General features: G+C 56.1%; 26 protein-coding genes, 1 tRNA gene and 1 other RNA gene. 10 read left to right on the top strand and 18 right to left on the bottom strand.

The window, feature by feature from the left end; genetic code table 11:
• Both AC2A1E_RS17885 and ghrA read right to left on the bottom strand, forming a co-directional pair.
• Entirely contained in the window at positions 1-738 is a 738-nt protein-coding gene (locus AC2A1E_RS17885) for a PHP domain-containing protein (RefSeq protein WP_484384868.1), read from the bottom strand.
• Positions 739-836: 98 nt separating this feature from the next.
• Entirely contained in the window at positions 837-1,778 is a 942-nt protein-coding gene (gene ghrA / locus AC2A1E_RS17880) for a glyoxylate/hydroxypyruvate reductase GhrA (RefSeq protein WP_484384867.1), read from the bottom strand.
• Between the two features lie 215 nt (positions 1,779-1,993).
• Between ghrA and AC2A1E_RS17875 the strand changes: the two genes are divergently transcribed.
• Positions 1,994-2,083: transfer RNA gene (locus AC2A1E_RS17875), tRNA-Ser, on the top strand.
• A 215-nt stretch (positions 2,084-2,298) separates the two neighbouring features.
• Positions 2,299-2,421, top strand: a non-coding RNA gene (locus AC2A1E_RS17870) — RtT sRNA.
• Between the two features lie 64 nt (positions 2,422-2,485).
• On the opposite strand, the gene AC2A1E_RS17865 is transcribed toward AC2A1E_RS17870, so the two are convergent.
• The 9 genes from AC2A1E_RS17865 to AC2A1E_RS17825 form a co-directional block, all read right to left on the bottom strand.
• Positions 2,486-3,583: an aminotransferase class V-fold PLP-dependent enzyme gene (locus AC2A1E_RS17865; protein WP_484384910.1), complete on the bottom strand. Its 1,098-nt coding sequence runs from the start codon at positions 3,581-3,583 to the stop codon at positions 2,486-2,488.
• A 22-nt stretch (positions 3,584-3,605) separates the two neighbouring features.
• Positions 3,606-4,955, bottom strand: a complete 1,350-nt coding sequence (locus AC2A1E_RS17860) for a YhfT family protein (RefSeq protein ID WP_484384866.1) — start codon at positions 4,953-4,955, stop codon at positions 3,606-3,608.
• 10 nt (positions 4,956-4,965) lie between these two features.
• Entirely contained in the window at positions 4,966-5,328 is a 363-nt protein-coding gene (locus AC2A1E_RS17855; protein WP_484384865.1) for a DUF2620 domain-containing protein, read from the bottom strand.
• A 78-nt stretch (positions 5,329-5,406) separates the two neighbouring features.
• Positions 5,407-6,309 (bottom strand): phosphotriesterase-related protein, encoded by a 903-nt coding sequence (locus tag AC2A1E_RS17850; protein WP_484384864.1) that lies wholly within the window; start codon positions 6,307-6,309, stop codon positions 5,407-5,409.
• Entirely contained in the window at positions 6,306-7,541 is a 1,236-nt protein-coding gene (locus AC2A1E_RS17845; RefSeq protein WP_484384863.1) for a phosphopentomutase, read from the bottom strand. Before AC2A1E_RS17845 ends, AC2A1E_RS17850 begins: the two co-directional genes overlap by 4 nt.
• Positions 7,534-8,709, bottom strand: coding sequence for a YhfX family PLP-dependent enzyme (locus tag AC2A1E_RS17840; RefSeq protein ID WP_484384862.1), 1,176 nt, complete (start codon positions 8,707-8,709; stop codon positions 7,534-7,536). Before AC2A1E_RS17840 ends, AC2A1E_RS17845 begins: the two co-directional genes overlap by 8 nt.
• Before the next feature lie 75 nt (positions 8,710-8,784).
• The gene (locus AC2A1E_RS17835; RefSeq protein WP_484384861.1) at positions 8,785-9,144 is read right to left on the bottom strand and encodes a PRD domain-containing protein; all 360 of its coding nucleotides are present in this window, start codon (positions 9,142-9,144) and stop codon (positions 8,785-8,787) included.
• Between the two features lie 9 nt (positions 9,145-9,153).
• Entirely contained in the window at positions 9,154-10,059 is a 906-nt protein-coding gene (yhfZ, locus tag AC2A1E_RS17830; RefSeq protein ID WP_484384860.1) for a GntR family transcriptional regulator YhfZ, read from the bottom strand.
• A gap of 103 nt (positions 10,060-10,162) precedes the next feature.
• Complete coding sequence (locus AC2A1E_RS17825) at positions 10,163-11,173, bottom strand: GntR family transcriptional regulator (RefSeq protein ID WP_484384859.1); 1,011 nt, start codon at positions 11,171-11,173, stop codon at positions 10,163-10,165.
• 357 nt (positions 11,174-11,530) lie between these two features.
• On the opposite strand from AC2A1E_RS17825, the gene AC2A1E_RS17820 reads away from it, so the two are divergent.
• The 8 genes from AC2A1E_RS17820 to AC2A1E_RS17785 all read left to right on the top strand — a co-directional run bounded on the left by AC2A1E_RS17820 (position 11,531) and on the right by AC2A1E_RS17785 (position 19,418).
• Positions 11,531-12,919 (top strand): amidase, encoded by a 1,389-nt coding sequence (locus AC2A1E_RS17820; RefSeq protein WP_484384858.1) that lies wholly within the window; start codon positions 11,531-11,533, stop codon positions 12,917-12,919.
• 96 nt (positions 12,920-13,015) lie between these two features.
• Complete coding sequence (locus tag AC2A1E_RS17815; protein WP_459402461.1) at positions 13,016-13,897, top strand: polysaccharide deacetylase family protein; 882 nt, start codon at positions 13,016-13,018, stop codon at positions 13,895-13,897.
• 35 nt (positions 13,898-13,932) lie between these two features.
• Positions 13,933-15,273, top strand: coding sequence for an MFS transporter (locus tag AC2A1E_RS17810; RefSeq protein WP_484384857.1), 1,341 nt, complete (start codon positions 13,933-13,935; stop codon positions 15,271-15,273).
• A 49-nt stretch (positions 15,274-15,322) separates the two neighbouring features.
• A complete protein-coding gene (locus AC2A1E_RS17805; protein ID WP_484384856.1) occupies positions 15,323-16,099 on the top strand; it encodes an SDR family NAD(P)-dependent oxidoreductase in 777 nt (258 codons plus the stop codon).
• A 19-nt stretch (positions 16,100-16,118) separates the two neighbouring features.
• On the top strand, positions 16,119-16,865 hold the full coding sequence (locus tag AC2A1E_RS17800) for an SDR family NAD(P)-dependent oxidoreductase (RefSeq protein WP_484384855.1): 747 nt from the start codon (positions 16,119-16,121) through the stop codon (positions 16,863-16,865).
• A gap of 14 nt (positions 16,866-16,879) precedes the next feature.
• Complete coding sequence (locus AC2A1E_RS17795; RefSeq protein WP_484384854.1) at positions 16,880-17,191, top strand: hypothetical protein; 312 nt, start codon at positions 16,880-16,882, stop codon at positions 17,189-17,191.
• Positions 17,188-18,228: a CobW family GTP-binding protein gene (locus tag AC2A1E_RS17790; protein WP_484384853.1), complete on the top strand. Its 1,041-nt coding sequence runs from the start codon at positions 17,188-17,190 to the stop codon at positions 18,226-18,228. The genes AC2A1E_RS17795 and AC2A1E_RS17790 overlap by 4 nt, the downstream gene beginning before the upstream one ends.
• Positions 18,225-19,418 (top strand): ABC transporter substrate-binding protein, encoded by a 1,194-nt coding sequence (locus AC2A1E_RS17785; RefSeq protein WP_484384852.1) that lies wholly within the window; start codon positions 18,225-18,227, stop codon positions 19,416-19,418. The genes AC2A1E_RS17790 and AC2A1E_RS17785 overlap by 4 nt, the downstream gene beginning before the upstream one ends.
• Positions 19,419-19,424: 6 nt before the next feature.
• Here AC2A1E_RS17785 and AC2A1E_RS17780 read toward each other — a convergent pair whose 3' ends face one another.
• From AC2A1E_RS17780 to nrfA, 7 genes are read right to left on the bottom strand one after another with little or no spacing between them, the layout of a single operon-like run.
• Positions 19,425-20,012, bottom strand: a complete 588-nt coding sequence (locus AC2A1E_RS17780; protein WP_484384851.1) for a TPR domain-containing protein — start codon at positions 20,010-20,012, stop codon at positions 19,425-19,427.
• Positions 19,988-20,374, bottom strand: coding sequence for a heme lyase NrfEFG subunit NrfF (nrfF, locus tag AC2A1E_RS17775; RefSeq protein WP_484384850.1), 387 nt, complete (start codon positions 20,372-20,374; stop codon positions 19,988-19,990). The genes AC2A1E_RS17780 and nrfF overlap by 25 nt, the downstream gene beginning before the upstream one ends.
• Positions 20,362-22,047 (bottom strand): heme lyase CcmF/NrfE family subunit, encoded by a 1,686-nt coding sequence (locus tag AC2A1E_RS17770; RefSeq protein WP_484384849.1) that lies wholly within the window; start codon positions 22,045-22,047, stop codon positions 20,362-20,364. Before AC2A1E_RS17770 ends, nrfF begins: the two co-directional genes overlap by 13 nt.
• 31 nt (positions 22,048-22,078) lie before the next feature.
• Entirely contained in the window at positions 22,079-23,026 is a 948-nt protein-coding gene (nrfD, locus tag AC2A1E_RS17765; RefSeq protein WP_484384848.1) for a cytochrome c nitrite reductase subunit NrfD, read from the bottom strand.
• Complete coding sequence (nrfC, locus tag AC2A1E_RS17760; protein WP_484384847.1) at positions 23,023-23,694, bottom strand: cytochrome c nitrite reductase Fe-S protein; 672 nt, start codon at positions 23,692-23,694, stop codon at positions 23,023-23,025. The genes nrfD and nrfC overlap by 4 nt, the downstream gene beginning before the upstream one ends.
• Entirely contained in the window at positions 23,691-24,260 is a 570-nt protein-coding gene (gene nrfB / locus AC2A1E_RS17755; protein WP_484384846.1) for a cytochrome c nitrite reductase pentaheme subunit, read from the bottom strand. Before nrfB ends, nrfC begins: the two co-directional genes overlap by 4 nt.
• Positions 24,261-24,302: 42 nt before the next feature.
• Positions 24,303-25,736 (bottom strand): ammonia-forming nitrite reductase cytochrome c552 subunit, encoded by a 1,434-nt coding sequence (gene nrfA / locus AC2A1E_RS17750; RefSeq protein ID WP_484384845.1) that lies wholly within the window; start codon positions 25,734-25,736, stop codon positions 24,303-24,305.
• Positions 25,737-26,261: the final 525 nt, after the last annotated feature.

Genomic DNA, 26,261 nt, shown 5'->3' with positions numbered 1-26,261 from the left:
TCACAGATCGGCCAGTTCCGCAATCGCCGGCTTGCCACGCTGCTCAAGAAAATCCAGCAAGCGACGCGGTGACACATTCAAAATACGCTCCGGTGGGAAATCCACCTCTTTGATAATGCGTTCACAGTTCTCCAAATTGCCAAGGGAGAAAGCAATATGTGAGTCAGAACCCAGCGCCAGCCAGCCCCCGGCATCACGCACCGCTGCCGCTACTGCCCGGCAGTTGGCCTCACTGCCCTTACGCGAATGGGTGAACGAGGAGTTATTCAGCTCCAACGCCACCTGATACTTCGCGGCAGCAGCAGCCACCGCAGCAATATCGATAGGATATTTAGGGTTACCAGGATGGCTGATGATGTGCACATCCCCCTGCGCCATAGCGGCAATCATGGCCTCGGTATTAGCGGCCTTGCCCTGTGGGGCAAATACCGGCTCATGGAATCCGGCAATAATCAGGTCGATCTCATTAAGCATCGGGCCGGTGCAGTCGATATCACCCGCCAGATTTTTGATATTGGCTTCAATGCCTCGCAGGATACCGACCCCATCTACCAGACGTGGCCAGACTCGCATATTCATAAAGTGCCAGTAATGGGGGGCATCGGCCATATCCGGCCCATGGTCGGTGATGGCAAACAACGTGATGCCTTTTTGTTTCGCCTCTGCAATATAGTCGTGCAGAGTACTGTAAGCATGAGTACTGGCGACGGTATGCATATGTAAATCAACGGGGTACATTATTTCTCCTTTTATGTGCCTACCCATGCCATATGAGGCACGGTAAGCCGACATGTTTCATGATAGCAGTTAACGCTGCCATCAGCAGTGCTGCGTCATCAATAGCCGAGCTGGATATCCACCAGGCCGGTGGGTGCTTTACCCGCTTCAAGCGCCAGAATATTAGCAGCAATTTGATCCATTGCCTGCTCGGGTAAGGTAATGGCAGAAATATGCGGGGTGATAGTGACTCGCGGATGACGCCAGAACGGATGCGCCTGTGGTAAGGGTTCGTTGACGAACACATCGAGCGTTGCCGCAGCGATTTGCCCTTGTTCAAGCGCCTGTAGCAGATCGTCTTCCACCAGATGCGCACCGCGGGCCAGGTTGAGCAAGTAAGCCTTCGGGGCAAGCTGGGCAAACAGTTGGCGGTTGAGGATCCCGGCAGTTTCCGGCGTATTAGGCAACAGATTGATCAGTAAACGTGTGCCATGCAGAAACGCGGCCTGCTGCCCGTTGCCAGCAAAGCTCTGCACGCCGTGGATCTGCTTGGCGCTACGGCTCCAGCAACGCACGTTAAAACCAAACTCGACCAGTTTTTGCGCCACGCTTTTACCCAGCACACCCGCACCGAGAATGCCGATAGTGAAATCACTCTGCTGATGGGGTGCCAGTGGCAACCAGCGTTGCTGCTGTTGCTGCACCTGATACTCATCGAAACGGCGGAAATAGCGCAATACGCAAGCCAGCGCATATTCCTGCATCTGCTGGGCCATACCGCTGTCTTCCAACCGCATCAGTGGCACGCCGGTTGGCAAGGTGCCAGGGTGCTGGCGTTCCTGCTCAAGGATGGCATCAACCCCAGCCCCCAAGGCGAATACGCCTTTCAGATCGTGGCGGTTGACCAGCATCTCATACGGCGGCCGCCATACCAGCGCGTAATCTGCCTGAGCGTTATCTCCTGGCTGCCATGCCCGAATGTTAGCCTGCGGTAAACGCTGCGCCATTCCCGCCAGCCAATCTTCAGCCGCGAAGAATGGATGGTAAAAGATAATATTCATTGCCTGTCCTTTAATTATTGCTGTTTATTTTCTTCATCCAGAGAGCCCTGCGCTCTGTTGGGCGGGTCAAATTACAGATGATCGTTCGTCAAATCAGCAGATTGCTGCAAGTTTAACTAAACGCGCTCGGCGATGTAAGAAGAGTATTGACGCTGGGAATAGATTCTCCTACATTAGCGCCCATTGGCAGCGTAAAGCGTTGCCGATAACAATATGGTGAGGTGTCTGAGTGGCTGAAGGAGCACGCCTGGAAAGTGTGTATACGCGTAAGTGTATCGAGGGTTCGAACCCCTCCCTCACCGCCATATTCGAAGAGAAAGCCTGAATTCACGTTCAGGCTTTTTTGCTTTTACATTCCCCGCACAGGGAGGGGCGAGAATCCTCGACAGGGTTCGACAAAATGGCCTGCCATTTTGGACGGCCGCAGGCCGCCCGAAGGGTGAGCGCAGCGAATCAAGCCCGACCTCACCGCCATATTCAAAGAGAAAGCCTGAATTCACACTCAGGCTTTTTTGCTTTTATATTCCCCGCTCAGGGAGGGGTGAGAATCCTCGACAGGGTTCGACAAAATGGCCTGCCATTTTGGACGGCCGCAGGCCGCCCGAAGGGTGAGCGCAGCGAATCAAGCCCTCCCTCACCGCCATATTCGAGAGAAAGCCTGAATTCACGTTCAGGCTTTTTTGCTTTTACATTCCCCGCACCCTGAGCTACCGGCCCGCGCTAACCGCCAGGCAGCTTTCCCGCAGTATACGGATAATGCTGTCTGCACCGCTGCGATTAGGGTTTATCCTGATCATACGCTGTTCCAGGCTGGGATCCGCCTGGCGGAAGGTGCCGGAAACGCGGTAGAACAGCGGTGGGATCTCATACTTGGATTCAGCGCCAACCGGATAAGGCAATGCCCCTAATGCCTGCGCCTGCAACAACACCGCCTCAGCGATCGGTTGATGAAACTCCACCAGCAGCACTTTGGATTGCGCATTAGCCAGTAACACCTGCTTTATCTGCGCTATCTCGCCCTGATTCAAGCGGCGCACCAACTCCTCATTCACCCGCGCCTGAACCGCGTGCATGACCGGAGCAAACGTCAGCCCACGCAATACCGCCATCGCCTGAAAACCCTGGATCTGGCTACCGCCAGAATACATGCTGCTGCGAATGGCGCTGATTGCCTGCTGCTTACCGACTACCACGCCAACGCCCTCCGGGCCAAACAGCTTAAAGCTGGAGAAGGTTGATAATGTTGCCCCCTGCTCACAGCCTATCTTCGCTACTTTCATCACCGCGTAGTTATCATCGACTAGCGACGGAATGGCCAGTTGGTTCAACTGGTGGATAACCGCGCCCAAATCATAACTATCATCAATTTTCTGGCGGGTATGTTGCACCAATGCCGCCACTGGACGGTGCTCACGTACCGCTTGGGCAATCTGTTCCGGCTGATTGAAATCTGCACGAATCAAGCGTAATCCCATTTGTTCAGCAATCACCTTGCTGGTGGGATAAATCGGCGCATCGTGGATCAACAGGCTCTCGCCGCATTTGAGCAACTCAGCCAGCCCACAACGGATCGCCCCCGTCCCCGCACCACTCACCAGCGCGGCCGCTTCGGCGGAAAAAAACTGAGCGATAACCGCCTCAACCTGACGGGTAATTCGCGGCTGATTAAGCCCCGGAGAGAGCCCCAAATCCCCCTGAGTCAAAAACTCAGCGCCAGGGAAATGACGGCAGATAGTATCCACCAGCCGGAATTGAGCCTGCTGGGCCTGCTCCATATCCATGCTGGCAAGTGGAAAAGTTCTGATCATGGTTCACCCCACAGCGGTATCAGCCAATGCCGACAATCTGAATAATGTTGGCCAATATCCCCACCACAATGGTCGCGATCGGGCCGATAGCCATCTCAACCAGTGGTCGTTTCGATGTACGGTTGAGCAGGTAAAGCCCCGCCACCACCATAAAGCCCATTCCCGGCAAGATGGCATTCGAGGCGATCATTCCCCCAACCAGCAGCGACACTTCCAGCATCCGGGTGATCGCGGTACGAATGTGGTCACCACAGGCTTTGACGCCAGGGTATTTATCCAACCCGATCGCGATTTTGGTCAGTAATTGGATCTCCATCAGCATGATGACGCAACCCGCGATAAAGGCTATCCACGGGTTATTGGTGGCCAGGCCGGCAACGAACACAAACTTCATGCCGTCCGGGCTGTAAACACCGGTCGCAATGGCCGTCATGCCCACCAATGGCACAAAGCTGATGGCACGCGCCAGCGCCACCAACATGGCGCTGGTTTGTTCACCATGAGCCATCAGTTGCAGTGAAACCGGGCCTTCTGCCAACAGGCTGAAAGACATGGTTGCCGCCACCGCCGTCAGCCCGCCGCTTAACACCAGCAACCATTTATTCTTCTGGATACGCTCGATACGGCTGGAAAACAGCCCCACCAGCATTTCATTCGCCCCCGGCTGCTGGCCGTTGGTTGACGGTGCCGGGCGCTCTTGCATGGCAAAGTAGAACATGGCGATCATGGAAAGCAACAGCGCACTGCCATTGGGATCAAGTTTGACCGGTGTGGCGAGCAAACCCCCAAAGCTGAGGTTGCCGACAGCCTGGGTGGCGAGATATCCCACTAGCGTTGCGACCAGCACCCAGATCCCTTTGCGGTAACCATATTGATAGCCCACCACAATAGCTGGGAAGAGAGCAAAGCAAGCCACAATAGGATCGCCCACTTTCCCCAAATTACTCATAAAGTTTACCGGCATATGGCTGAACAGCTCGACCACCGAACGTAGCCCGGTCAGCAGGGCGATCGCATACAGCGCGCCGATCACACCAGACAGCACCAAACCCTTGCGGCTGTCGGCACTCCAAACGCCGATCACGTCGGTGCCCAGCAATAAACTGTGCACCAGAATAATCGGCGCAGTGAGGGAAAAAGGCAGCCCGAAACCGATAATCAACCCGAAACTCAGAGCGAAGCTGGTTGCGCCAAGCGCCTTGCGGCTCATGCGCCCTTCCAGATATTCAGGCATCAGCGGGCGTAACCCGTCATGAAAGACCGCAATCCCTCGGTTAGCCATCATGGCGGAAATCGCCCCGATCAGTGCCAATAACCCGGCCTTCGTGGGGTCGATCTCAAGCAATCGCATTAAGAATGAATGTTCCATGGCAACAGCCTCACAGAGAGAACAACGTGTTAATGATCACCGGTACCACCATATCAATGTCCTGCCCGGTAAAGCCGAAGGCGATCTTGCCCGCTTTGATGCAGGCGGCGATCTCGTCGTCGGACAGGATCTTGCCAGGCATGCCCACGGTGGCGCATTTATCCATGCCGATAATGGCAATGGCCATGGCAAGCGCGCCGCCACCACCGGTATTGCAGGCACCCAGATAGATATCGGCCTGGCCGCTTTTGATGCTCATCGCGGCCTCGATATCATTCATAATGTTGATAGACGTTGCTTTCTCGCCAGCCAGGCGGCGCACAGCGTCAGCAATTTTTTCTTTTTCGATCTGGCCACCAATAACAAATTTCATCTTTTTTTCCTTTTTATTCAGTTAACTAGCAGTGTCCTAAAAAATGTCCGTTACGGCTTGCATAACGCAGGGTAGGTATCAGTTAAAAAATCGCGCTGGGTTATTGCGCAGCATCAGATCCACATCACGTTGAGACAAACCAGCCTCAAGCAACATCGGCACGAAGGTGTTCAGCAGATAGGCAAAACCGATCCCGCCGTTGGCTTTTAAATGGGAGCGCCGGGTAATATCCATTGAGAGCATCACCTGCCCAAGCTGCTTGCGATCCGCAATCGCTCGCAACATCGCGACCCGTTTGCTGTCGGGGTAATAGTTGTTTTTGCCGATGGTATCGAACTGCACCCAAGCGCCCTGATCCAAGATCGGCAAAATGGTGTCAAGGTTATCGGTCAGATCGCAGTGCCCGATGACAATATGCTCCGCAGGCACGCCAAAACTTTGCAACAGCCGTAGCTGCTCGTAGCCCATGGTGCTGAGGGTGGTATGGGTCGAGATCGGCCTGCCGGTGCGCTGATGGGCCAAAGCGGCAGCGGCAAACACCCGGCGCTCATCGTCAGTGATTTTCCCCCGGCTGGAGCCAATCTCGGCAATCACTCCCGCTTTCATCGTCGTGCCATCAATGCCTTGTTCAATTTCGCTGCACATCTCCGCCGCAATTTGGGCTTCGCTGAGCTGGGCAAGGTGGGCGGGATAGAACGCCTGCTGGTAATAACCGGTGGAAGCGATGATGTTCATCCCGCTATCGCGCATCAGCGCCTGCAAAAATTCGGCATTGCGCCCCATATAGCGGTTGGTCATCTCCACAATGTTGCGCACCCCAAGCGCGAACAGTTCTCGCATTTCCTGGCAGATCAGATCATATTGATCCAACTTGCAGTCGATATCGTTTTTTCCCCCGGAGAGATCGACATGCAGATGCTCATGCACATAGGTGTAACCGGAGTCATCAATCCAGCGGGTAAGCGGTTTCGCGCTTGTCATAGCGTGCTCCAATGCGGGTTATGCGGCCTGATTAGGGGAATAAATGAACGGCCATTCTGCGGTGCGGGGGCGTGAAAGAAATCGCATACGGTGGCACCGATATCCGACAGCGTGCTGCGTAATCCCAAATCCCCCGCAGGCGCGCCTGGGAGATAAACCAGCAGCGGTACCTTTTCCCGCGTATGTTTGCTGTGACCAATCGTTGGATCATTACCGTGATCGGCGGTGACGATCAGGCAATCCTCCGCAGCCAAACTGCGTAAGATTTTCTCCAGGTTGCGATCCACCAGTTGCAGGCGATCGAGATAACGCTCCGTACTCTGGGCATGGCCAGCCAGATCGGTCTCCTGAATATTGGTGCAGATGAAGCTCGCCCCCGGCTTTTGCAATTCGCTTAAGGTGATATCCAAAATAGTCTGGCTATCCACCAAATCCTGGTAGCGGGTGCCATGCGGGTTCTCCACAATATCGGCAACTTTGCCGATCAGGACCGTGCTGATGCCCATCTGATGCAACTGCTGTGGCACCTGTACGGCGGCATTCACGCCATACCCCATGTGCTGCACCTGAAAGCCGTTTTCATAGGCACCGGACGCAGGAGCGTTAATGCCGATGTACTTATCCAGCCTGCTTTCTGCCGCCTGGTGAATACGCTGGCTATCGCCAATCAACCCACCAAAGGCGATCACTCGCGCCACCTTGACCTGCTCGCGCACGATGCGGCCAATTTTCTTGACCTCGTCGAAAGGGATCTGCGTCAGATTGGCGGTAACGTTAAATACCAGCCCCAGATCGGCCTCGATATTGTCCCCCACCGCTACCGCATCATTCACCCACAGGTATTGCAAACCGTCCCCCATGCGCGTCACTGGGTAGCCCGCTCGTTTCAAGGCCGCCTCCACCTCATCAATCACCGATGAAAAGGGAATACACACCGGCGTTTGTGGCTCAGTACCCATGATTTCCTGGTGCCCCATAAAGGTATCGCCACCTTCATGCTGGAGGTTGACGGTGCCAAACACCGCGCTGGCCGAAGGTTTCATGATATTGGCTTGATACCCCAAGGCATTGATCAGCCCAAGCCGTTCCAGCGCCGGTAGACGTACTTCAGGGTAAGCCTGCAAAATATGGCCGCAGGTATTGGCGCCCAGGTCCTGAGGCCGCTTCTGCGCCACGTCATCCATCGCACCAACGCCAAAACTGTCGATCACCAGTACCAGAAACTTAGCCATTGCAGCCCCCTTTTTTCACACGGCCCTGGCTGTCATAAATCCCTTCCAACTTGGGTTCACCGGTGGCAATGCCGGATACCAGTGCCACATCGCTGCGGGTAACAAAAATCTGGGTGCGGAAGCACATGAACACCGGGCTACCCACGGGATATATCCCGTGCAAACCAATGTGATAATCGATACTGGATTCATTCTGCGGCTGAACGCTTGCGGTCAACAGTGGCCCCCCCTTCTCTGCGGCAACCAGCGCATGAAGGACATGGCCCCGGCGATAATAACCGCCACCATAGCAATAGCTGTTACCGGCGAAATGATGGGAAACCTCGGTGAGATAGAGCATGGCAATCTGCTCCGGCTGGTCACCCGCGATATTGGCTGGCATGGTGCCGGTTAGAGCATGGCCAGGTTCAGTATGGGTAGCACCATGCTGCGCCAGCAGCGGCAGCGTGGTACAACTGGCCGCCGAAGGGGCATTGATTTGCCGGATCTCCCAACCGCGTTGCCGTAGCTGTTGGCTGGCCTGCAACAGCGTCTGTAAGTTATGCGTAGGTAAGGTTTGTTGCTGCTGTGGATCCCAGAGTAAACATGGGAAATGAGTCAAGCCTTGTAGCAACAGCCCCGGCATGGCAGCGATTTTCGCCGCAATCTCAGGCAGTTGCTCCAGTACAAAACCCGCCTCTTGGCCGGGATAGAGCAGATCGCCCGGCGCAAACACTTTCAGCATCACCGGTTGCACGTAGCCTAACCGCTGTGCATGTTCAGCAATTTTTGCGGCCTTCTCCAGGGAGAAAACGGTGATGACCTCTGGCCGCTGCGCCACTATCTGCGGGATCAATTTATCCGGGATCTGGACAAGATGCCCGACGTGGCACAACGGGATCCCAGCCGCGGCAAGGCTCTGGGCCTCGCGAAAATCCACCGCCACCACGCCACGGTAACCCAGCGCAACCAAACGCTCGGCCAGCCAAGGGTTACGGCCAATCTGCTTGGTCATCAGGTAGAGCTCAATACCGCATGCCTGAGCGACCTGCAACAGCAGGCGGGCATTGGAAATAACCCTATCAACATCAATAATATAAGTGTCCGGCAGGATAAGCCCTAGGGCCCATAACTCCCTGGCGACACCAATCATCTTGGGGTTTTGCTTTTGCAGTGCGTTAATAAACATATCTTCTCTTCTGCCGCCCTGACGAAGATCTCTATATCTTCAGTAATATGAATATTTAAGCCATGAAATAACGCATCAGTGCTGGCTTGGTCTCTGTAGCAAACTATAGAGATTAGCCAGCAGGTACCCTTCTTCATTGGGATGGGTTTGATGGCCAGATACCTGCAACAGATCCTGATGAATCTGCAAAAGTTGCGGATAAATGTCTGCCTCGCAGACCTCGCGTTGCAGCTCTTCATCCAAGGCCTGAATAACGATATTTTGCTTTGAGCGCATCAGCGCACTGGCCATGTGGGTCAATGCCATCACGCCCTGCTCATTGCGCACCGGAATAGACCAGCGGTTATCCAGCGCATCAAGCACTCTCAGCATGCCATCACGCACTTCGCTATCAATCACGCCGCCTTGGCAGAGCAGGTGCAATCTTTGTTCCATATTCATCCCTCAATAAACCGGCCTTATCTCACCGGCAACGACGCGTTGCTGGTGGAGCAACAGGCTCTGACGATCCACCATGGTGTGTAACAACTGCTGTGCCTGTGCATCATGGTGACGGGTCAGGATCACCGCCTCCGACGCACTGATAAAACAATCATCGCCGCTGAGGGATTCCGTCATCAACCCCAGGCGGGCCAATTCTTCATCGTCGCTCACGTTCCAGATGGCTGCATCAATGTCACCGCAGATAATCTGTTTCAGGCATTCATGGTAAGAGATCTCAACCAAGGTGATGGCCTGCCCGGCAAAAAAGACAGAAGTCATAATTTTCTGATCCGCAGAGGCGCTGTCTATCCCCACCTTGCGTATGCGATCCCGTTCACCAAGACGATAAATCAGCCGGTGCTGCTCGGTGTAGCTATGCTCCCCAAGCGACAGCGCGATCTGCACCTGGTGCTGTTTCACGTAACTTTCCGCCGCCAGTCTTGATGTCACTGCCAGATCGTAGAGGCCGTTCAGCAAGCACTCAATCCGGATATCCGACCCCCGCATATGGGCAAAATAAAAGGGAATCTCCACAAACTGAGCTTTTAGTCCGCTAGCCAGCCCTTCATACATCCGGGTATAAGGCAGCGGCATCGCGCACACCACATTGCCGATATTGGCGTGTTTGAGCAGTGCCTTATGGTCGGCGGCGATGATAAAACTGCCATTACGCCCACGGCGCTCTACGTCAATAGCGCCCGTCTGCTCAAGGCTTTTTAACGCCCCCTGCATCAACCCCACGGATAAACCACTCTCTTTCGCCAGGGCGTCAATGGTTTTCAGCCTGCTGCCTATCTGCTCTGTCAACAGATAGCGGGCCAAAAACGACTGGGCAATCCCCTCTTTTTTTATAAATTTATGGTTCATTTTGCACTTCGTCGCTTCACTGGTTTTTATATTCATAAAAATGAATATAAAGATCAACGCAAGAAAAGTAAAAACTAGAGAGGTGTCACATCTACGTCGTTTGTTAGCTCAAACGCAATAAATAGGGGGGCAGTTCAGGTTCAGGCAGTACAGAAATGACTTTCAGCCGTTGCAGCGTACGGGCTTGGGAACGGTTGAGATGATCCCGTAAGCCAAATGCCGCAGAGTCATAAGCCCCTTGCAGCAGCATCTGCAACACCATCCGGTGCTCATTCAGCATCATTTCATCCACCTTAATCCCCAACATGTCGTAGAAAATCCGCGTGACGATAAGAGGAGACTGGCTTTGTCGCAGCACGGCCTGCATGGCTTTATTACCCGATGGCTCCAGGCAATGGATATGCAGATCTTCTTCCGCCTGCTCCAGGGCAGCCAGTGAAAAACCGCTATTTTCCAACTGCATCAGCCGATCCAGGCTATCCAACAACAGTTGGCGAGGCAGATAAGGTGCGGCTTTACGCAGAGCAACCGGTTCCAGGCTGGCGCGGATTTCATAATGATCGGCAATTTCACGTGCTGTCAAAGGCCCCACCAGCCACTGGGCATAGGACTCTTTTTCCACCAAGCCGCGATCGCGCAGGCGCATCAGTGATTCACGGATAATATTGCGGCTCACGTTGTGAAATTCTGCGGCTGCGCCTTCATTGACCTGATAGTGACCAAATACCATGCAGGTAGAGAGCGCCTCCTGCAAATAGCCAAGCACCTTTTCACCGGCGCTACGCGTATCCACCAGTTCTTCACGCTGGCGCAAGCCCAACACGGAACGGTTGAGAGGTAAACGCTGCGGTTCTACGTCTTGTCCTTCGGCAGCAACGATGAAACCGCGCCCTTCAAAACGTGCAATCACCCCTTTTTCATGCAGCAGCCCTAGTGCCCGACGAACCGGCACCCGGCTGGTACCAAAAACCTCCGCCAGTGGCCCCTCCAGCAACACTAACCCCGTAGGGACTGCACCAGATTGGATCGCGTCTTCCAGTACCTGCCTGATCATTTCATAACGCGCACCAACGCGCATTTCGCCGCTGTTCTTATCCGCGATCGTTTTTTCCATCTGCATGTAACTCTGCAACCGTTCTCAGCTGAATGAAGGTTATTATTACACATCGCGGCCGCTAAGTTGATGCAGCCACCACCCGTGCTCGCCACTTTGCCCTTCAGCGGTGCAAATTGTCATTTCCCCTGCCCACCAATGAATTATTTTAGATAAAATTCATTTTACCGGGTTATTCCTACGCCATTTTCTTTATGCAAGTCACATAACTTTGATTTAACCCCTCCTTTATTTAACATTTAATAAGCATATCGATCACATAAAAGCATAAAAAATAACCTACAGGGCTGGAAGGTTGGCATCTCTGTTGCTAGTTTAAAATGTATATTTAAATAAAAAATACATTTTAGAGGCGTTATGGACAACAAGCTGTTGAAATCCTCTGGTAATCACGATGGCAACATTCGCGATGCCCACTATTTTGCCGAACGCTTCCACCAGGGAACCTTGACCCCAAGCGAACTGACTGAGCAAGCATTAGCTCTGGCAGAGTCGATGCCCGAGGTTTTTATCAGCCTAACCCCCGAGCGCGCACGCCGTGAAGCGGTTGAAGCGACACGGCGCTGGCAATGCAGAGCCCCGTTAAGCCCACTGGATGGCATTCCTATCGCCTGGAAAGATCTGTTTGATCTGGCCGGTTCGCTCACCACTGCCGGTTCCGCGACGCGCCTCGATTCCCCATTAGCCACGCTGGATGCCGCCCTCGTAGCCCGGCTACAGGCAGCCGGAATGGTCAGCCTGGGCAAAACCAACCTCAGCGAGCTCGCCTATTCCGGGCTGGGCCTTAACCCACATTTCGGTACTCCGGCAACTTACGATCGTCACGGCATAGCGCACGCGCCGGGCGGTTCCTCCAGCGGATCGGCCTGCGCCGTCGCGCGCGGCGTCGTCCCTATCGCGTTGGGTACCGATACCGCTGGCTCCATCCGTATCCCGGCCGCATTCAACGGTTTGGTCGGTTATCGCAGCAGCAGCCAGCGTTACAGCCGCCACGGAGTGTTCCCACTGGCACAGAGCTTGGATACCCTCGGCCCCCTCTGCCACAGCGTGCGTGATGCTATCACGCTGGATCAACTGCTGACCGGCGCTTCTTCAACGCCAACTGCGGTAGCACTGCGTGGCCTGGTGCTGCGGGTTGATGATGAGATCCTCAACGACGATCGCGTTGAGCCTAGCGTGCGGCAAAATCTGCTGAATATGCTGGGCAAGCTCACTGCGGCGGGCATGCTGATCGACCGGCGTCCGGTTGCCGCATTGCACCACAGCCTGCAATGGATAGCCCAAGAGGGCTGGCCGGGTGCCGTTGAAGCCTTAACCTTGCACCACACGTTGCTTGAAAGTCCGCAGGCGGCACAAATGGACGCCCGTGTCCGTACCCGCCTGATGGCCGCCAAGGCGTTACCCGCCGATCTGCTGCCGCGCTTTTTACAACAACGCGCCGGCTGGCAGCAGCAAATGCGCACCGAGCTGAACGGCGCGGTGCTGGTTACTCCAACCGTCGCACACGTCGCCCCTGTTCTGGCTCCGCTGGAAAACGATGCCGAACTGTTCGCTCAAACCAATCTGGCGACCTTACGCCTGACCATGCCGGGCAGCCTGCTGGATATGCCCGGCATCACGCTGCCAACCGGCCAGGATGCCAACGGATTAGCCACCAGCCTGCTGCTGTCGTTGCCCAACGGGGACGATCAACGCCTGCTGAGTCTGGCGCTCAACATAGAACAACACATGGCCCGACAAGAATAAGGTGGCACTCCTTGCTTGATCGCCACCTGACCACCCCGGCAGGCCATCTGGCCACCGGTTTACCTGCGATAACTCGCAAACCTAGGAGCAATTATCATGGCTAAAGAAATACTCTGTGCGTTTGGCGTTGATGTGGATGCCGTTGCTGGCTGGTTAGGATCCTATGGCGGTGAAGACTCACCGGACGATATTTCACGCGGTCTGTTTGCCGGTGAAGTCGGCGCGCCACGGTTGCTGAAGCTGTTTGCCGATCATAACCTGCGCACTACCTGGTTTATTCCGGGCCACTCGATCGAAACCTTCCCTGAGCAGATGCAGGCGGTGGCCGCCGCCGGGCACGAAATTGGCGTGCATGGCTACAGCCACGAAAACCCAATCGCCATGACGCCCGCGCAGGAAGAGGCCATTCTGGATCGCTGCATCGATTTGGTGACCGAGTTAGCGGGTAAGCGCCCGACCGGTTATGTCGCCCCCTGGTGGGAGTTCAGCAACGTCACTAACGAGCTGTTGCTGAAGAAAGGCATCAAGTATGACCACAGCCTGATGCACAACGATTTCCATCCTTACTATGTGCGCGTTGGCGACAGTTGGACCCGCATTGACTACAGCAAACACCCCGACAGTTGGATGAAACCGTTGCAGCGCGGCGAGGAAACCGACCTGGTAGAGATCCCGGCCAACTGGTACCTGGACGATCTGCCGCCGATGATGTTCATCAAAAAATCCCCTAACAGCCACGGCTTCGTCAACCCTCGTCATCTGGAGGAGATGTGGCGCGATCAGTTTGACTGGGTGTACCGCGAGAACGACTACGCGGTGTTTACCATGACCATCCATCCCGACGTGTCCGGCCGCCCACAGGTGTTACTGATGCTGGAGCGGTTGATCAAACACATCCAAAGCCATCAGGGCGTGCGCTTCGTGACCTTTGATGAAATTGCTGACGACTACCTGCGCCGCGTACCGCGCAAAGTCTAATCCTGACTCCCCCTATTGAATGAGTGACAGCAAACATGAGCATCTATAAAAAAACCACGGTCGATGGCTGGCAGCCACAGCAATTAACCTTGAAAGATGTCAAATTCGCCACCTGGATCGCGTTCTTCGCCTGGGTATTCGCCGTTTACGACTTTATTCTGTTCGGCACGCTGCTGCCGGAGATCGGTAATCATTTCAACTGGAATGAAGTTGAACAGGCCAAGCTGGCAACCTGGGTGGCGGTTGGCGGTGCCGTTGTGGCCCTTGGCGTCGGCCCGCTGGTGGACAGGCTGGGCCGCAGGCTCGGCATTATCGTGACCGTCACCGGTGCCGCTGTCTGTTCGCTGTTAACCGCCGTAGGGGGAGCCTGGGGCAAAGGAGCCTTGATCGGCATCCGTTCGGTGGCCGGGTTAGGTTATGCCGAACAGACCGTAAACGCGACCTATCTCACCGAGCTGTATGCCGCCATCAACGACCCAAAGCTGAACCGGCGCAAAGGCTTTATCTACAGCCTGGTGCAGGGTGGCTGGCCGGTCGGCGCGTTAGTCGCCTCGGCGCTGACCGCGCTGTTGATGCCGCTTATCGGCTGGCAAGGCAGTTTTATCTTTGCCGCCATCCCTTCGTTTATCATCGCCTTGCTGGCGCTAAAGCTGAAAGAAACCCCGCAGTTTCAAATCCACCAGCATATTCACCGGCTGCGTAACACCAATCAGGCGGATAAAGCCCGGCAGGTAGCGGAGGATTACCATATCGATTACGGCGATCATCAGAGCGCCGGTCTGGCGGCGACGTTTCGCGGAACTTCGCTACGCGCCACCTTGGTGCTGGGCTGTGCGGTGCTGATCAACTGGTTTGCCATTCAGATTTTCAGCGTGCTTGGCACCACGGTGATCACCAAAGTTCACAACGTCTCTTTTGCCAACTCGCTGTTGATTCTGGTGCTCTCCAACCTGGTTGGCTACTGCGGCTATCTGGTGCATGGCTGGTTGGGCGATCGCTTCGGCAGGCGCAACACCATTGCCGTCGGCTGGATACTGGGCGGCTTGGCCTTTGCCGCTATGCTGTTTTGCCCGAGCAATTTCGCCATCATTGTCATCCTGTACAGCGTTGGCCTGTTCTTCCTGATTGGGCCCTATGCCGCCGCCCTGTTCTTTATCAGTGAAAGCTTCCCGACCGCTATCCGCGCCACCGCCGGTGCCTTGATCGGTGCCATGGGGCCGGTTGGTGCCATTATTGCCGGGATTGGCAGCACCACCATTCTCAGCAACGGCGGCAACTGGCAGAGCGCCGCGCTGTTCTTCGGCGCGCTCCCCTGCTTTGCCTCGGGCATCATTATGCTGTTTGCCCGCCATGTGGCCCCCCACAGCGTGAAATAGTTCACACGGGGGAGTTGGCTCCCCCTACTTTATGGATAAGGAGTTAATCATGATTGAACATGCAACCTCACGCCCGGTGGCACTGATCAGCGGTGCGGCCAGCGGTATCGGCCTAGCCTTAGCGCTGGAGTTCGCCCGCTGTGGCGTGCGCGTCGCCGCAGGCTATTTCCCTCAGGATCCACATGATTATCGGCAAGCCGCCGCTCAGGTCGCAGCCATTGGCGGTGAGGCGCTGTGGTTAGAGCTGGATGTCACCTCAACCCCGTCGGTGAATGCTTTCACCCAGCGTGCAGCCGAACACTTTGGTTGCATCGATTACGCCGTGGCCAACGCCGGTTTACTGCGCCGCTCGCCGATCGGTGAGATGAGTGACGATCAGTGGAATGAAATGCTCAATGTGGATTTAAGCGGCGTGATGCGGCTGTTCCGCGCCGCGTCCAACCATATGCCAAGGGCCGGCAGCATGGTGGCGATCTCTTCGATCGCCGGGGGCGTCTATGGCTGGCAGGATCATGCCCACTACGCCGCCGCCAAAGCTGGGGTTCCCGGCATCTGCCGCTCCATGGCGGTAGAACTGGCACCACGCGGCATTCGCTGTAATGCGGTGATCCCCGGCCTGATCGAAACCCCGCAATCGCTGGACAAGCAGAACTCACTGGGCCCGGAGGGGTTAGCCAAAGCCGCACGCAGCATTCCGTTAGGGCGAGTCGGGCGGCCTGAAGAAGTGGCCAGGCTGATCCGTTTTCTTTGCAGCGAAGATGCCTCTTACATTACCGGCCAGAGCCTGATTATCGACGGTGGCTTGACCATCCGTTGGCCTGACTAACCACCACCAAGGAGCCAAAATGTTACTGCAACATCGTCGCACGCTGATCACCGGCGCGGCCAGCGGTATTGGTGCCGCCATTGCCCGCCTGTTTGCTGTCGAGGGCAGCGCCTTGGTGCTGAGCGACCATAACGCCAGCGGGCTGGAGGCCATGGTCAGCCACTGCCGCTCGCTGGGCGCAACCTGCTATGGGGTAGTCGCTGACGTTGGCGACCCTGCGGGTGCCCAGCGCGGCGTGGATGAATGTGTACATCTGCTGGGTGGCATCGATATTCTGGTGAATAATGCCGGTATGCTGACACAGGCGCGCTGCACCGAACTGACGCTGGAAATGTGGGATGAGATGATGGCAGTTGACCTGCGCAGCGTCTTTATCGCAGCACAACGCGCCTTGCCTTACATGCTGCAACAACGCTGGGGGCGCATCATTAATATTGCCTCGCAACTGGGGATCAAAGGCGGTGCCGAGCTTTGCCACTACGCAGCGGCCAAAGCGGGCGTGATCGGCTTTACCAAATCACTGGCGCTGGAAGTCGCCAGCCACAACGTGCTGGTGAACGCCATTGCCCCTGGGCCGATCGAGACGCCGCTGGTAGCCGGGATCAGCAGCGCCTGGAGGGCTGCCAAAGCCGCTGAACTGCCGCTCGGCCGTTTTGGCGATGCCGACGAGATCGCCCCCACGGCATTGCTGCTGGCCAGTGAACCGGGCGGCAACCTCTACGTGGGCCAGACGCTGGGCCCGAATTCCGGTGATGTCATGCCCTGACTTGAGGAGCACGGATGATGTGCGGACTTTGTGGATTATTGAATGATGCACCGCAGTGGAGCGATCCGCTACAGCAACAGTCCCTGCCAGTGCGCCAGCTTCGGCTGCAACAGTTGGCGGTGTTAAACCGAGCCTTGGCACCCTTCAGGTTAAAACTGAGTGATGTGCACGGCAGCGCATGGCTGTTGGCGAGCCCCACCGGTCAGCAACAGGTGATCACCCGCCTGGAGCAACTGTGGGTTGAGGCAGAACGCTTGCTGAAGCATCCGATCGACCCTCTGGACCCGGACTATCTCGCCGCCCTGAAACTTGCGGAGGCACCATGACTCAGGAAACTAAACTGCCGGTACACGTCCTGAGCGGCTTTCTCGGCAGCGGCAAAACCACGCTGCTAAAGCGTTTACTGGCCGGGCCGGATTTGCACGATGTGGCGCTGCTGGTTAATGAGTTCGGCGAAGTGGGTATCGATCACCTGCTGCTGAACGAGGTGGCGCCCGATATTGTCCTGCTGCCGGGGGGCTGTCTGTGCTGCGCCATTCGCGGTGAGTTGAAGCAGGCCCTGCTGGATTTGTATGAGCGCCGCCAACGCGGCCAGCTTCCACCGTTCAGCAAGGTCATACTGGAAACCACCGGGCTGGCAGATCCGGCCCCTATTCTCGCCACCTTGCTGCACGATCGACAGCTTCAGCACCATTTTTCTCAGGGGATGCTGGTCACACTGGTCGATAGCGAACACGGCTGGCAGCAGGCAGAACAGCAGCCGGAATGGTTAGCGCAGGTCACCGCGGCTGACTGGCTGCTGCTGAGTAAAACCGATCGCATTCCGCCGGAGGAATTGCCCGCGCTGCGGGACTATCTGCAACGGTTGAATCCGCTGGCGCAGATCGCCTATAGCCGTGAGTTGGCCGATGGCGATCTCAGCCTGTTTGCTACCCCATTCAATCCGCAGGCTCCGCAACGCTTCCGGCGTTGGCTGGGGGAAATAGCGCTGCCGATGAAGGCGCCCGCCACCCACGCGGAACATCCGGCCACCACCACCTGCGTTATTACGTTTGACCAGCAGATTAACTGGTCAGCCTTCGCCGTCTGGCTCTCCATGCTGCTGCATTGCCATGGCCAGTCTATACTGCGCATCAAAGGGCTGTTAAACGTAGCCGAGAGCGCCACCCCGGTGGTGATCCACGGGGTGCAGCACAGCCTGCATCCCCCAATTCATCTTTCGGCTTGGCCAGAAGTGCGGCGACAATCGCAATTAGTGTTTATCATGCGTGGCATTTCCGCTTCATGCCTGCAAAATGCCTTTAGCCATTTTCTGCAACCTTACACGACAGAAACCACCGCTGCCGGAGCAAGAACGCCATGAAATCAAGCGCTACCGCTGTAAACCCGATCACCCTGCGAGTCTTGGGCACCTCGGTCACTCTGCTGGAGCTTCTGCGCCAGCGTGCAGAGCAAGACCTTGGGTTGCGTATCGAATACCAGATCTGCGATGTGCAGGATGCACAGCGTATTGCCGTGATGCACCCTGAGCGTTACGATCTTTACGATCAGTGGTTTCACAACGTGGATTTCGTCTGGCCAGCACAGGCGATTCAGCCGTTGGATATCAAACGGCTGAGCTATTGGGATGAGATCAACGATCTGCCCAAGTTTGGCACACTGTTCCCCGGCGGGCGGTTGGGCGACGGCAGCGTGCCGGTAGAACGCCTGTATGTTCAGCACGATCACAGCCTGAGCAGTCACCCCACCGACCACATCAGTATGTTGCCGTTGACGCATAACGCCGACAGCTTTGCCTACCATACCGCCCGTTTGCCCCAGGTCTTACACGATCAGGAAGAGAGCTGGGGCTGGCTGTTGCACCCCGGCTTTAGCGGGCAAGTGGCACTGCAAAACGATGCCGCCATGGGGGGGTTAGATGCGGCACTGGCGGCGCAAGGGGCCGGGCTGATGCGCTTTGCCAACGTCGGCAATCTGAATCTGGAAGAGATTGATAATCTGACCAACGAGCTCTCAGCTTTGCAACGCCAAGGGCATTTTGCCGCGTTCTGGGCCAGCCAGGATGAAGCCTATCGATTGATCGACGATCCACGCATCAGCATTCAGAGCCTGTGGGCACCCACCTATTTCCGCCATCATTACCAACAGAAGGGCTATAAATTGGCTACCCCGCGCGAGGGTTACCGAGCCTGGTATGGCGGGCTGTCTTTATCTCGCTGCGCCAGCGGTAGAACGCTGGATGCCGCCTATGCCTACCTCAACTGGTGGCAATCCGGCTGGCCGGGCGCCATGATGGCGAAACAGGGCTACTACATTTCCAACCCGCAGCGCAGCCGCCCTTACCTGTCGCCAGCCGAATGGGACTACTGGTACGCCGGTAAAGCCGCCAGCGAAGATCTGCCGGATGCCTATGGCAACCCGCTGATCCCACAAGGTGAAACCCGCGATGGTGGCAGCTATGAGCAGCGGATGAGCCATATCGCGGTTTGGAACTCCGTGATGGACGAGCATAATTATCTGGTGCGCCGCTGGCACGATTTTCTGCGGGCCTGAGGCGGTTTATGGCTGCCGCACCAGCAGGTTAGCCATATTAATCGCCTCGATAAGCTGCTGGCGATTCACGCGTGGCGAATTGCTGTCTAACAGGCGCTGCCACAGACCGATCGCCCGCGGGTAATCCGCCTGCATAAAGGCATCTGCTGCCAGCAGCATCAAGGCTGAGACTTCGTCTTTATCCATCTGCAAGGCTTGTTCTATATAGCCTGCCGCCTGCGGCGTAAGATGCTGCCCGGCCTGATAATAGAGCACCGTCGCCAAGGCAGAATACAGCTCTGCATTGCTGCCCCGCAGCGCCAGCGCCTGCTGATAGGCTTGTAGCGCTGAGTCAAAATTATCGGTGTAGAGATAATATTCGCCCAATTCTGCCCACAGCACGCTGTCCTGCGGAGTCTGACGAAGTTTTTGCTGTAGCCGCATCAGCCTGTTATCGGCCTGCTGTGCCAGGGTTAAATTCTGCACCTGCTGCTGGGCCAGTAGGCTTGCCGGGCGGCCGCTAGCCAGATACAGGCCAGTTGCGATCGTCAGTACCAAGCCGATCAACAGCAGGTGAAAACGGCGCGGCGTCATGGCTTGCTCCTGCCGCGCCACAGCACGATACCGATCAGCACCAACAGCAGCGGCGGCAGCCCCCAAAGCACCACCGTTGAAGCCTCTAACGCGGGTTGATAGCGCACAAAATTGCCGTAACGCGCGGTCATGAAATTCATGATTTCGCTTTCCGTTTTGCCCTGCTCCGTCATGGCAAATACCTCGTGACGCATAGCCACTGCCGCTGGCGCATTGGACTCCAACAGGTTCTGATTCTGGCATTGCGGGCAGCGTATTTTGGCTGCCACCGACAGGGCCTGTTCTTGCACCGCGGGCGAGGAAAATGCCCAGGTATCCACCACCTGCGCCTGCAACGGCCATGCCAGCGTACACCACAGCAGCACAATGGCTAATCTGCGCATGGTTTTCTCCTTTGCCAACCGGCGACCAGCACGCCGATCATCATCAGTGCGCCACCCCACCAGATCCAACGGATACCGGTCTGCACATAAAACCGCATGGCGTAGCGATTTTCGCCGCTCTTTTCGCCCATCACCACGTACCAGTCATGCAGCAGGTTCCAGTCGATACCCGGTTCAAACATCTGCTGCCGACGCGCGCTGTAAAAGCGCCGCTCCGGCCTAAGCTGCGTCACCACCTTCCCTTGCCGTGAAACGTCAATCACCGCCTGCTCGCTGGTGAAGTTACCCTGCGCCTGGAGTTCGATCGAGCGGAACGAGAACTCGTAACCGGCCAGCGTCACGCTTTCCCCAACGGCCACATTCAGGCTGACCTCATGCCGTTGCAACGATGAACACAGAATGCCCAAGGCGACCAGCAGCACGCCGGAATGCGCAATCCACGGCGCAAGCTGGCGGCGAAAGCCACCAACACACATCAAGATCAGCGCCAACAGCCCAAAAGGCAGCAGAACCAGATTGAAGTAAGGCGCACCGACAGAAATTTGCCCCCACCCCATCAGCCGATACAGCATCGGGTAGAGCGTGCCAATCAACACAATCAGCGCAGCCGAACTGAACAGCAGCAATGTCACAAGCAGTACGGGTTTAGCGGGTTGCACCGGCTGTTCACCCCGGTTCGCACGCAGGGCGTAAATCAAAAAAGAAGCCCCGCTCAGGAAGGCAAACAGCACGAATAACGGTAATGCCCGCTGTTCGTCCAGCGCGAAGGCATGTACCGAGAGCAGCACACCGGAACGCACGATCAGGGTTCCCAGCAAGCTGAGTACAAAGGTTCCCAACGTCAGCAGCAGCGACCAGTGCCGCAGCCCACCGGTACGCTGGCTAGCGGCCAAGCTGTGCAGCAATGCCGTTGCGGTCAACCAGGGTAGCAAAGAAGCATTCTCGACCGGATCCCAGAACCACCAGCCGCCCCAGCCCAATTCGCTGTAAGCCCACCAGGAACCCAGGATGATCCCGGCGGTGAGAAAACACCATGCTGGAGCAGCCCAACGCTGGCATTGCCCGGCAATCTGGGCGTTGAATTCCCCGTTGAGTAACGCGGCCAGCATCAAGGCGCTACAGACGGCAAACCCGGCATAGCCGAGATACAACAGAGGAGGATGCAGGATCAGCCCGATATGTTGCAGCATCGGGTTCAAATCACGCCCTTCAACCGCTGGGGGGAAAACCCGAACAAAAGGATCGGAGAAGCACAGAATGAAGATCAGAAAACAACCGACGATCAGCGCCAGAATCGCCAGCGTGATGGAAGCCGTTGCCTCTTCTGTTTTACTGCGCAGGGCAAAAGCGGCGGCCCAGCCGGACAGGCACAGCAGCCAAAGCAACAATGATCCTTCATGGCCGCCCCACAATGCCCCAGCTTTAAGCAAGCCCGATAATTGGCGGTGCCCGTGCTGGGCAACATACAGCACAGAAAAATCATCGCGTAAAAACAGCAGCAGCAGGATAACGAATGCCAGCGCGACCAGCGCAAATATCGCCAAGGTCCAGCCACGGACCGGCAACAGCGGTAACCGGTGGCGCGTGAACAGCGTCACGCCAGACATCAGCAATGACGCCGTACACGCCAACAACAGTGCACCAAACCCCAATTCGGGTAACCACAACAGCACGCTTACCGCCTTATTTCGCTGCTAATGTCATTCAGGCTACCGTCATTTGCCCGGCATACAGAATGAAATAGCGCAACAGCAACACCCCGCACAGGCTGCTACCGCTGATCAGCAGGATATGAACATGCGCCTTGCCCCAGCCCAACGCCTTCAACAACAGCGGCAGGAACAGCCCGACACCGACCACGCCCAGCCAGAACCACCAGGCCCAGAACCCACCGCCCAGCGCCGCCGACAGCGCGCGTAACTTGCCGTCATCCCCCAGCCACAGGCCGATAAAGAAGGCGGCCAGCAGGAAAATTTCCAGCCAGACCACCGGCGTTTCTACCCGGTGCAGAAAATGCATTTCTTTGCTGTGCAGATCGCCTTTGGGGCCGAACACAAAGGCTAACAGCGCCACCGCGATCCCGGAGGAAACGCCCGAGAACAGGAACAGCGCCGGTAACAGCGGGTTATTGAGCATCGGGTAAGATTTCAACGCAGACAGCAGAAACCCGGTATAAGCCCCCAGCAGTACCGCCAGCAGCATCATCAGCGTTTCAATCGGGCGCAGAAACGGCAGAAGCCGCGCCAGCAGCGTGGAGATCAGCGTCAGCTTCGGCAGCCAGCGCTGCTGTAGCGCAGCGACTTCGTCACGGAAAATCAACGCCAGCCAGACCACCAGCACCAACGTATACACCTGAAACAGCATCACCCCCATCGACATTACCGAGGTGAAACTGTAATGAAACATCAGCTTCCAGAAGGTCCACGGGCGCGTCAGATGGAAAATCAGGATCACCAGCCCCAGCACGATCGAACTGGGGGCAATAAACAGCGTGGTGCGCATGATGCGGCTGTGGGAGGTGCCTTCTGCCGGATGATAGCGACGCAGCAGAATGCTCAGGGTCACCAGCCCGGCAGAGATCCCAATCAGAAACAGGTAAATCGCGATCGGCCAATCCCAGACTAGAGAGTCAAAATGAAACGCAGAGGTCATTGACTTATCTCCCCATATTTAAAAGGCACGCGATACACTTTGGGCCGGGTACCCAGCGCAATTTTGTAGCGGTAAGTCGTGGTCTGCCTCAGCAGGCGCGAGATATCACTGCCAGGATCGTCGAGATTGCCAAAGGTCAGCGCCTGAGTCGGGCAGGACAGCACGCAAGCGGGCTGCTTGCCCTGACTGAGGTTGGTCTTGCGGCAAAAATCGCACTTATCTGCCGTTTTGCTGATCGGGTGAATAAATCGCACCCGATACGGGCACGCGGCAATGCAGTACTGGCAACCGACGCAAAGATCGGGGTTAACGTCCACAATCCCGCTGGCCGCATCACGGAATGAAGCGCCGGTCGGGCAGACATCTACGCAGGGTGCATCATCGCAATGCTGGCAGGAGTGGCGGAAAAACCGGTACTTCACGTCGGGGAAACTGCCGATCGGCTCGCTGCGGATGATGGTCAGGCGCGAAACGCCCTCGGGCACCTGATTGACTTCCCGGCAGGCATCCATACAGGCGGTGCAACCGATACAGCGCGACTCGTCATGCACCATGCCATAGCGCACGCCATTCACGTTCATGGTGCGCGCCAGCACTTTTTCAACGGCCACCGAGGTCACCGCCAAAACGCCGATACCGGTTATAAAACGGCGACGTGAGCAGCTCATGGCTGCTCCTTACCCAGCCGCACGGCTGCTGGATTAAACGCCGGATCATCCTGTTGCTGACGGTGGCAATCCACGCAGATCTGTATCCGCCCTTTATCACTCAGCCCCTGCATTTTATCCTGCTGAGGATGAAGCTGATGGCAACTGGCACAGGTGACTTTGGCCAAGTGCACATCGTGCGGCCAAAAGGCTTTTTGCAACGCCTCTGGCAGATGGCAAGACATACAGACGCTATTTTGTGCTTCCACGCCATACATCGGCTCATTAAAGCGCATAACATCTTTCACCCCTTCACGGTGCAGCGGTGAAGGGTTACCGTGGCAGTTGGTACAGGTGACCGGCAACTGATTATTCGGGTTGATAGCACCCTCATGTTTGCCATGCATCGCACTTTGCTGCGGCTTATGGCAGCGCAAACAGGCATCATCGGGGTTACGCTGCAACGCCACGTCAGCGGTTTTCTGTTGCACCGTGGGGCTATCAGTCTGAGCTGATACCGGTAACACTGTCAGCCAAAGGCTGCAGGCCAGCACCCCGGTAGTTAATAACGAACGCAGTACGCTCATATTCACTCCATGTTTTTACGCCCCGCGCACGGGGCGGAGGGGTTATTGGCTTAGCCGCCCGGCTTTGCGCGCCTGCTCATCCCACTGCGGTACCACCGTTTTGAGGAATTCCTGCTTTTCCGCATTGAGCTGTGGCATATCCATGCCTAAGGCCAACTGCGCCTTTTGCTTGGTGGAGATATCCGGCAACGGGATTTCGTGGCTGATACCTTTGGTGGCCAGCAAACGCGCCAGTTTGGTGCGCGCCTGAGCGGCCTGATCGAGCGCGGTGCCCAACACCCGCAGCGCAACGTCCGGTGCATGCATTTGGATACCGTGCGACGCAATCGCATAATCCCAGCGCCACTGCGCATGGCGGATATCCATCAGGATCGGTTTCATCTCTGCTTCTGTTGCACCGGCATCCCACGCGGCTTTCGCCTCGAAGTGTGCACGCACCAGTTGGTCTTCCACCTTCAGTTTGATCTCAGTGATATCTTGCTTACGCTTGGCCACGATCCCTTGCAGGCTGGCTTTATCCTGCGTGTGGCAGGTGGCACAGGTTTTTTCGAAGTTATCGAATGGGTTGCCAATCTTATGATCGGTATAGATTTTGCCCTGGGCGTTTTGCACTTTCGGCATGTGGCAATCGATACAGGTCACATTGTTCTGGCCGTGAATGCCTGCGCGCCAGGTTTCATATTCTGGATGCTGGGCTTTGATCATCGGCGCTTTGGACAGTGGATTGGTCCAGTCGGAGAAAGCGATATTGTCGTAATAAACTTCCATATCATCGACGGTGGTCCCTTTATCCCAAGGGAATTTCACCGCTTTATCTTTGCCATCAAAATAGTATTCAACGTGGCACTGCCCGCACACCATGGCTTGCTGATCGAGCCGCCCTGCTTTATCAAAGGGTTTACCGATCGCCTCCATCGCCCTGGCCGCATAAGGGCGGGAAAGCGTCAACGCCGGTTTACCCTCGGCGAACTCCGCTGAAGCGGTGTTATGACAATCCGCACAGCCGAGATTGTTGACAATTTCCGGGCCGCCGCGCGCCCATTTGCCATGGAAGTAGCCCTCTTCCCCCTGTTCGGTGATCATTCTGGCGACGTCTGGGCTTTTGCAGCTCCAGCAGGCCATCGGCAATGGCCCATCTTCGGCCGTTTTTGGCGCACCGGTGCGCAGCGTTTCACGCACATCCGTCAGCGCATAGGAGTGACCGCGCGGTTTTTTGTAGTCTTTAGCAAAAGGATATCCGGCCCACAAAATCACCAGGCGCGGGTCTTCTGCCAACGCATCAGTCTGTTCAGACTGCTCTGATGTTGCTTTCCATGATTGGTATTGATCGGGGTGAGGCGTAGCGAACTTTTCGTTTTTGGCTTCGATCTTCTGCGGTGCTGCGGTATTGGTTGCGTCGGCTTGTAGCGAAAACGAGACGAAACCGGCCCAGATCCCTGTCAGAAAGAGTGCCAATATATTGCTTACCTTAGTCATAAGCATCCCATCCATTTAACCTGCTTGGTAGCAGCGGCTTATTAGTTATTTGATCCACGAAGGACATATCATCGGTATTGCACGCTCGCTAGGGATAACATAGACCACATAAAAATTGTTGTCTTTAATCAAGTTAAGAGGGGCTAATTCGCAACTTCGATTGATTTTTGCGAAGTGACGCAAAACCGCTGAACGTGCTTGGAAATCAAATACCTAATAAGAGTTATATGATGAGCTGTACGCGGCTGAGAGGTTTTGGTTAACGTTGCGTTCTGAGGATTGGCTTGTGACGCTCGGATTCTGGCTAGCGGCTATTTCCGCCTGAGTTTGCAGCAATGCGAACACAGCTTAACCACCTATACTAAAACCGAGAAAATATTCTTGACCGGATCACCGTCACTCCCTATAGTAGCGCCCCGTTGCACTGAGTAACGCGCAACGAAACGGTGAGGTGTCTGAGTGGCTGAAGGAGCACGCCTGGAAAGTGTGTATACGCGTAAGTGTATCGAGGGTTCGAACCCCTCT

The organism is Serratia sp. HNCC26DJ206, assembly GCF_057180605.1.
Note: the sequence above shows the minus strand (reverse complement) of the source record. Positions and strands in the feature narration are given on the sequence as shown.

Coding starts and splice junctions, on each gene's coding strand:
- AC2A1E_RS17885 (WP_484384868.1), bottom strand. CDS start 738: ATGTACCCCGTTGATTTACATATGCATACCGTCGCCAGTACTCATGCT.
- ghrA (WP_484384867.1), bottom strand. CDS start 1,778: ATGAATATTATCTTTTACCATCCATTCTTCGCGGCTGAAGATTGGCTG.
- AC2A1E_RS17860 (WP_484384866.1), bottom strand. CDS start 4,955: ATGGAACATTCATTCTTAATGCGATTGCTTGAGATCGACCCCACGAAG.
- AC2A1E_RS17855 (WP_484384865.1), bottom strand. CDS start 5,328: ATGAAATTTGTTATTGGTGGCCAGATCGAAAAAGAAAAAATTGCTGAC.
- AC2A1E_RS17850 (WP_484384864.1), bottom strand. CDS start 6,309: ATGACAAGCGCGAAACCGCTTACCCGCTGGATTGATGACTCCGGTTAC.
- AC2A1E_RS17845 (WP_484384863.1), bottom strand. CDS start 7,541: ATGGCTAAGTTTCTGGTACTGGTGATCGACAGTTTTGGCGTTGGTGCG.
- AC2A1E_RS17840 (WP_484384862.1), bottom strand. CDS start 8,709: ATGTTTATTAACGCACTGCAAAAGCAAAACCCCAAGATGATTGGTGTC.
- AC2A1E_RS17835 (WP_484384861.1), bottom strand. CDS start 9,144: ATGGAACAAAGATTGCACCTGCTCTGCCAAGGCGGCGTGATTGATAGC.
- yhfZ (WP_484384860.1), bottom strand. CDS start 10,059: ATGAACCATAAATTTATAAAAAAAGAGGGGATTGCCCAGTCGTTTTTG.
- AC2A1E_RS17825 (WP_484384859.1), bottom strand. CDS start 11,173: ATGGAAAAAACGATCGCGGATAAGAACAGCGGCGAAATGCGCGTTGGT.
- AC2A1E_RS17820 (WP_484384858.1), top strand. CDS start 11,531: ATGGACAACAAGCTGTTGAAATCCTCTGGTAATCACGATGGCAACATT.
- AC2A1E_RS17815 (WP_459402461.1), top strand. CDS start 13,016: ATGGCTAAAGAAATACTCTGTGCGTTTGGCGTTGATGTGGATGCCGTT.
- AC2A1E_RS17810 (WP_484384857.1), top strand. CDS start 13,933: ATGAGCATCTATAAAAAAACCACGGTCGATGGCTGGCAGCCACAGCAA.
- AC2A1E_RS17805 (WP_484384856.1), top strand. CDS start 15,323: ATGATTGAACATGCAACCTCACGCCCGGTGGCACTGATCAGCGGTGCG.
- AC2A1E_RS17800 (WP_484384855.1), top strand. CDS start 16,119: ATGTTACTGCAACATCGTCGCACGCTGATCACCGGCGCGGCCAGCGGT.
- AC2A1E_RS17795 (WP_484384854.1), top strand. CDS start 16,880: ATGATGTGCGGACTTTGTGGATTATTGAATGATGCACCGCAGTGGAGC.
- AC2A1E_RS17790 (WP_484384853.1), top strand. CDS start 17,188: ATGACTCAGGAAACTAAACTGCCGGTACACGTCCTGAGCGGCTTTCTC.
- AC2A1E_RS17785 (WP_484384852.1), top strand. CDS start 18,225: ATGAAATCAAGCGCTACCGCTGTAAACCCGATCACCCTGCGAGTCTTG.
- nrfF (WP_484384850.1), bottom strand. CDS start 20,374: ATGCGCAGATTAGCCATTGTGCTGCTGTGGTGTACGCTGGCATGGCCG.
- nrfD (WP_484384848.1), bottom strand. CDS start 23,026: ATGACCTCTGCGTTTCATTTTGACTCTCTAGTCTGGGATTGGCCGATC.
- nrfC (WP_484384847.1), bottom strand. CDS start 23,694: ATGAGCTGCTCACGTCGCCGTTTTATAACCGGTATCGGCGTTTTGGCG.
- nrfB (WP_484384846.1), bottom strand. CDS start 24,260: ATGAGCGTACTGCGTTCGTTATTAACTACCGGGGTGCTGGCCTGCAGC.
- nrfA (WP_484384845.1), bottom strand. CDS start 25,736: ATGACTAAGGTAAGCAATATATTGGCACTCTTTCTGACAGGGATCTGG.